Source organism: Massilia sp. 2TAF26, from assembly GCF_052115005.1.
GTDB lineage: Bacteria > Pseudomonadota > Gammaproteobacteria > Burkholderiales > Burkholderiaceae_D > Telluria.
In genome coordinates this window covers 1-6,000 of record NZ_JBFRFV010000060.1, presented here as the reverse complement: position 1 = coordinate 6,000, position 6,000 = coordinate 1, and the positions used below count along the sequence as shown (strand labels likewise).

General features: G+C 65.6%; 3 protein-coding genes and 1 rRNA gene. 1 reads left to right on the top strand and 3 read right to left on the bottom strand.

Annotated elements, in window-relative coordinates:
• A partial coding sequence (locus tag AB4Z32_RS27310) for a zinc-binding dehydrogenase (RefSeq protein ID WP_442124962.1) occupies positions 1-923 on the bottom strand: 923 nt, incomplete at its 3' end.
• A gap of 255 nt (positions 924-1,178) precedes the next feature.
• Here AB4Z32_RS27310 and AB4Z32_RS27305 point away from each other — a divergent pair.
• Complete coding sequence (locus tag AB4Z32_RS27305) at positions 1,179-3,338, top strand: TonB-dependent receptor family protein (RefSeq protein ID WP_442124961.1); 2,160 nt, start codon at positions 1,179-1,181, stop codon at positions 3,336-3,338.
• Here the strand turns inward: AB4Z32_RS27305 and AB4Z32_RS27300 are convergent, their stop codons facing one another.
• Both AB4Z32_RS27300 and rrf read right to left on the bottom strand, forming a co-directional pair.
• Positions 3,339-5,681: a TonB-dependent receptor gene (locus AB4Z32_RS27300; RefSeq protein ID WP_442124960.1), complete on the bottom strand. Its 2,343-nt coding sequence runs from the start codon at positions 5,679-5,681 to the stop codon at positions 3,339-3,341.
• A 198-nt stretch (positions 5,682-5,879) separates the two neighbouring features.
• Positions 5,880-5,992: ribosomal RNA gene (rrf, locus tag AB4Z32_RS27295) — 5S ribosomal RNA — on the bottom strand.
• Positions 5,993-6,000 lie beyond the last annotated feature (8 nt).

The following is a 6,000-nucleotide window of genomic DNA, read 5'->3' as shown; positions in this document are numbered from 1 at the left end:
CAGACGCGGCCGGTGACCAGCTGGAACGGACGGGTCGAAATCTCCTTGCCCGCTTCGGCCACGCCGATGATGATCGACTGGCCCCAGCCCTTGTGGCAGCACTCCAGCGACTGGCGCATGGTGGTGACGTTGCCGATGCATTCGAAGGAATAGTCGGCGCCGCCGTCGGTCAGCTGGACGATGGCGTCGACCACGTTCCCGACTTCCTTCGGATTGACGAAGTGGGTCATGCCGAACTGGCGCGCCATCTGTTCGCGGCCAGGGTTGATGTCCACGCCGATGATCTTGTCGGCGCCGACCATCCTGGCCGCCTGGATGACGTTCAGGCCGATGCCGCCCAGGCCGAACACGACCACGTTGGCGCCGGGTTCCACCTTGGCCGTGAAGATCACCGCGCCCACGCCCGTGGTTACGCCGCAGCCGATATAACAGGTCTTGTCGAAGGGAGCATCCTCGCGGATTTTTGCCAGCGCGATTTCCGGCACCACGATGTAGTTCGAGAAGGTCGAGGTGCCCATGTAGTGGTAGATCGGCTGGCCGTCCAGCGAGAAGCGCGAAGTACCGTCCGGCATCAGGCCGCGGCCTTGGGTGGAGCGGATGGCCTGGCACAGGTTGGTCTTGCGCGACAGGCAGAATTTGCACTGGCGGCATTCCGGGGTGTAGAGCGGAATAACGTGGTCGTCGCGCTTGACGCTGGTCACACCGGGACCGGTTTCGAGGACGACGCCCGCCCCTTCATGACCGAGGATGGCTGGGAAGATGCCTTCCGGATCGGCGCCCGACAGCGTGTAGTAATCGGTATGGCAGATGCCGGTGGCCTTGACCTCGACCAGCACTTCGCCGGCGCGCGGGCCTTCCAGGTCGACGTCGGCAATCGTCAGGGGTTCCCCGGCCTTCCATGCGATGGCGGCTCTCGTTTTCATGGTGTCTCCGTTGTGAATGGTCTTGTGCTACGTCCAGGCATTCGCAAGGGTCGTGCCAGGCGCCTGGCCTAGGAAACCTGTGCAGAGTTCGTGTACGCCCGTGCCGGAACCGCAACACTCGGGCGGCAACTGTGCAAATCTGGAGCAGGTGTCCTGCCGCCGGAAACCGGAAACCGGCACGCCGTCCAGGGATCGAATGGGATGGCAGGCATATTGCTTGGATTGCAAACCATAAATCCGGAACAGGGAGAACAGATGACGCACCCACCATGCAGGCTGAACGCCATCGCCGCGCTGTGTGCCGCCGGCGGCGTGGCGCTCGCCTGCCCGGCGTACGCGGCCGATACCGGGACCGGCGCGGCCGGCGCGGCGGCCGGCATTCCCGTCGTGATCGTCACCGGCAGTCGTGCCGAGCACGATCGTGCCGACTTCCCGGCGGCGATCGACGTCGTCGACGCATCGCGCATCCGCGATACGCAGATGCGCGTCAACGCTTCCGAAGCCTTGGTTGCGGTACCGGGACTGGTGATCCAGAACCGGCAAAACTACGCGCAGGACCTGCAGATCTCGTCGCGCGGCTTCGGCGCGCGCTCCACCTTCGGCGTGCGCGGCATGCGCCTGTTCGCCGACGGCATCCCGGCCACCATGCCGGACGGCCAGGGACAAGCAGCCACTTTCAACCTCGACATGGCCGAGCGCATCGAAGTGCTGCGCGGACCGTTCTCCGTCGTCTACGGCAACCACGCGGGTGGCGTGATCCAACTGTTCACGCGCGAGGGACGCGGCAGTCCGGTACTGGAAACCAGCCTGTCCGGCGGCAGCGACGGCATGGTCAAGCTCGACGTCAACGCCGAGGGCGAAACCGAGGGCCTCGGCTATGTGATCGATGCCTCGCGCTTCGATACCGAGGGCTACCGTGCACACAGCGCTGCGCGGCGCGACCAGGGCATGGTAAAGCTGACCACCAGGCCAGGCGCGACGAGCAAGCTGACGGTCACCGCCAGCAGCCTGTCCCAGCACGACACCCAGGATCCGCTGGGCGTTACCTGGGCCACCTTCGAGCGCAATCCGCGCGCCGGCGAAATCGACGCCACCGATACCCGGACGCCGAAGCGCACGCTGGCCGACCGCTACGACACGCGCAAGAGCATCGACCACCAGCAGATCGGCGCCACCTTCGAGCAGCGCTTCGGAGAGGACCGCCTGCACGCGACGGTGTATGGCGGCAACCGAGGCGTGATCCAGTACCAGTCCTTCTCGCGCGCCTTCCAGGCGCCGCCCACGCATTCCGGCGGCGTGGTCGATTTCGACCGCGACTTCTACGGCGCCGACCTCAACTGGATGTTCGTGCGTCCTCTCGCCGGCGGCAAGCTCAGCACGACAGTCGGCATCGACATCGACCGCTCCACGGACGACCGCAAGGGCTACGAGAACTTCGTCCTCGAGCAGTCCGTCCCGCGCTTCGGCGTCAAGGGCACGCTGCGGCGCGACGAGACCGACGTGCTGACCGGCATCGATCCCTACCTGCAGGCCGAATGGCAGGGCGGTCCCTGGGTACTCACGGCCGGCCTGCGCCACAGCCGCCTGAAGGTGGAGGTCGAGGACCGCTTCCTCGGCAACGGCAACGACAGCGGCACGATCGACTACCGGCGCACCACGCCGGTGCTCGGGGTGTTGTACAAGGTGGAGCGAGGACTGAACCTGTACGCGAGCGCGGCGCGCGGCTTCGAGACCCCGACCTTGAACGAGCTGTTCTATTCGAGCGGCGCCACCGGCTTCAACTTCCACCTGGCGCCGGCCAGGAGCCGCCACCTGGAGATCGGCGCGAAGACCGTGCTGGGCAGCGACACGCGTATCGACCTGGCGCTGTTCCAGGTGCGCACCGACGACGAACTGGTGGTCGACAGTTCGGTCGGCGGACGCACCAGCTATCGCAATGCGAGCAAGACACTGCGCCGCGGCGCCGAAGTGTCCCTCGACACCGATCTCAAGAACGGTTTCAGCGGCAAGCTGACCCTGAGCATGCTGCGCGCAAGCTACCAGACCGGCTTCGGCGCCGTGCCGGCCGGCAGCCGCCTGCCGGGCGTGCCGCGCGCGAGCATGTATGGCGAGCTTGCCTGGAAGGACGAGAGCGGACGCCTGGGGGTTGCGCTGGAAACCATTGCGAACGGCAAGGTGTATGCGGAGGATACGAATACCGAGCGCCCGGCGCCCGGCTATGCGCTAGTGAACCTGCGCCTCCAGGCGCGCCAGGGCCGCGATCGCTGGCGCTTCAAGGAGTTCCTGCGCCTGAACAATATGTTCGACCGTAACTACATCGGCTCGGTCATCGTCGGCGACACCAATAAACGCTTTTACGAAGCGGCGCCGGGGCGACAGTGGATGGCCGGCCTCACCACCGAATATCGCTTCTGATCAGAAACGATAGCGCAGGCCCGCGACCACGGCCCGCGGTGCGCCCGGCGCCACGAAACGCGCCTGTTCGGCCTCGCCGGCCTGCTCGTGCGGCGCGAGCAGGCGGCCATGCGGAAACAGGTCCGGCGCCAGCGCACCAAAGGTTTCGTAACGGCGGTCGAACACGTTGCTGATGCGTGCAAAAAATTCCCATTGATCTGCCGGCCGGTAGCTGGCGCGCAAGCCGAGCAGCATATAGCCATGCACGCGCCGGTCGGCGCGCTGCGCATCCTTGCCGTCTTCGGCATCCTCGATCAGGCCGTCCTCGTTTCCTTGCGTGACCAGGCTCGATACCGCGTGGATGTCCATGCCGAGGGTCAGCGCCGGGCTCGTGTTCCAGTCCAGCGACAGCTTGCCGGTATGGCGCGGCAGGCCCGCCATCCGGGTGCCGCGCCGGATCTGGACATGGCGCGCACCGGTGAACAGTTCGCCGTCGGCGTCGTACACCGCCTGCAGGTAGCTGTAGGCGAGGCGCAGCCCGAGCCGTCCGGACTGGCGGCTCAGCATGGCGTCCAGGCCCTGGTGACGGGTACGCTCGAAATTCGAGAAATAGCCCTGGCGCGACGGCGAGCTCAGGAACAGGATGTCGTCGCGGTTGACTGTCCGGTGCAGGGACAGCGAATAGCTGCCCGACACGCCATCCTGCTGGAAGCGGCCGCGCGCCCCGGCCTCCATGGTGCGCGCAACGACCTGCTTCAGGTAGGGATCGGATTGCAGGCCGACCGGCAGGCGGCACGGATTGTCCGGGTCCGCGCATCCCAGCTCGATCACGGTCGGCACCCGGCTACCCTGAGCAAGGTTGGCGAACAATGTCACACGCGGAAGCAGCACATGGGTGAAGCCGAGCGCGGGATTCAGGCGGCGGTAGCTGAAGCCTTCCCGCGGCTGCACGCCCCGCTCGTTGCTCAGGGTGTTCTCGACGCGTGTGTGGCCATAGCGCGCACTGGCCGTCAGTTGCGTTCCCGGCGCGACTTCCATGGAGGCGGAAAGATAGACCCCGGCAGTACGCGATTTGCCGACCACCGATGAGGTCGACTCGCGCGACTCGAGCGGATCGCCGATGACTTCACGCGCGGCGGTCACGAATGCCGCTTGTGCGAACTGGGCGTACTCGACGTCGCTGCGGTCCAGGCTGGCGCCGCCGTCCAGGCGCAATATGCCGCGCCGGGTGCCGAACGCAAGGCTGGCGCCGCTGCCATTCTGGCGCGTACTGGTCGTATTCAGTACGCCGGCATGCATTGCAGCGCCCTGCTCCCTCGTCACCCCGCACGAAGCCGGCTCGCGCGGCGCGCCATCGGCACCAAAGCCGGCGGCGCAGTCCTCGGCGTAATCGCCGTAATCCTCGCTGACATCGCCGTTGACGGTTTCGCGACGGCTGTTGCGAACATAGGCGACGGCGCTCAGTTCGCTGTCGCGAGCAAGGCGGTGCGTGAGGTTGAAGGTGCCCTGAACCAGGTGGTTGCGGGTCGTGTCCGGATAGGTATAGACGGCGCTGCGCTCATCCCGATACAGAAGGTCCGGCAGCAATCCGTTGCCGAGCACACGGCTGCGGCCGGCGAGCAGCGACGCGCTCCACTCGGTGGCCCCGCTCGCCTGGCCAAGCTTGGCCAGCATATTGCCCAGCCTTCCGGCGGAGTGAGCGCGCCAGCCGGTATCGTCGAACAGCGTGGCGCCGATGAAGCCATGCCAGCCACCGCTGCCCTGCCAGCCGTAGGCGATGTCGCTGCGGCGCCGGCCCTGACTGCTTACCGACAATTCGAGCTCGCCGCCCGGATCCGTGAGACCGGACTTGGTCCTGAAGGCGAGCGCACCGCCCAGCGTGTTCAGGCCGTACAGGGGGTTGGCGCCGGTGACGAGGGCCAGGTCGCCGATCGCCGCCTCCGGCATCATGTCCCAGTTGATCACATCGCCGAAAGGCTCGTTCACGCGCACGCCGTCCAGGTAGATGGAGATGCCCTGTGAGCTGCCCAGTATGGACGATGCGCGGAAACCGCGGAAGGTGATATCGCTCTGGAAGGGGCTGCCCGAAATCTCGTTCGCGTTCACGCCGCTCAGGTTGTGCGCCATGAATTCGGCCAGGTTCTCCCCGCCCGCCTTGCGGATGGCTTTGTCGCTTGCTAACTGTACCGGGTAAGGCAACAGGTCGCGATCGATGCCGAGTCCATAGACAGGTGCAAGGCCGACGACCTCGACCCTGGCGACGCGCGGCTCTTCGGCGGTGGCGGTGCCAGCGAGGAGCAACAGGAAAGGCATGCCAAGCCGTGCGACGGCGGCGCCTGCCGCGCGACCGATTCGATGCGCCATCCATGTCCCCTGGTCTTGTGGTTTGTCGTAATGCGAGCAAATGACATGCCAACTGGCCGATCCCGGTATGGGAAGCTGAATTGTTCGGAAACGATACAGGTGCTGTGAATGAGTGTAGCGGAATGGAGCGATCGAATGTCGAGCGCAGAAAAGCAAAAAGCCCGCTCAATGAATTGAGCGGGCTTCTGCGAATAATTAGCCTGACGATAACCTACTTTCACACTGGTTGCAGCACTATCATCGGCGCAAAGTCGTTTCACGGTCCTGTTCGGGATGGGAAGGGGTGGTACCGACTTGCTATGGTCATCAGGCATGACTT

Excerpts from the sequence above, each read along its gene's own strand:
- AB4Z32_RS27305 (WP_442124961.1), top strand. The coding sequence starts at position 1,179 with ATGACGCACCCACCATGCAGGCTGAACGCCATCGCCGCGCTGTGTGCC.
- AB4Z32_RS27300 (WP_442124960.1), bottom strand. The coding sequence starts at position 5,681 with ATGGCGCATCGAATCGGTCGCGCGGCAGGCGCCGCCGTCGCACGGCTT.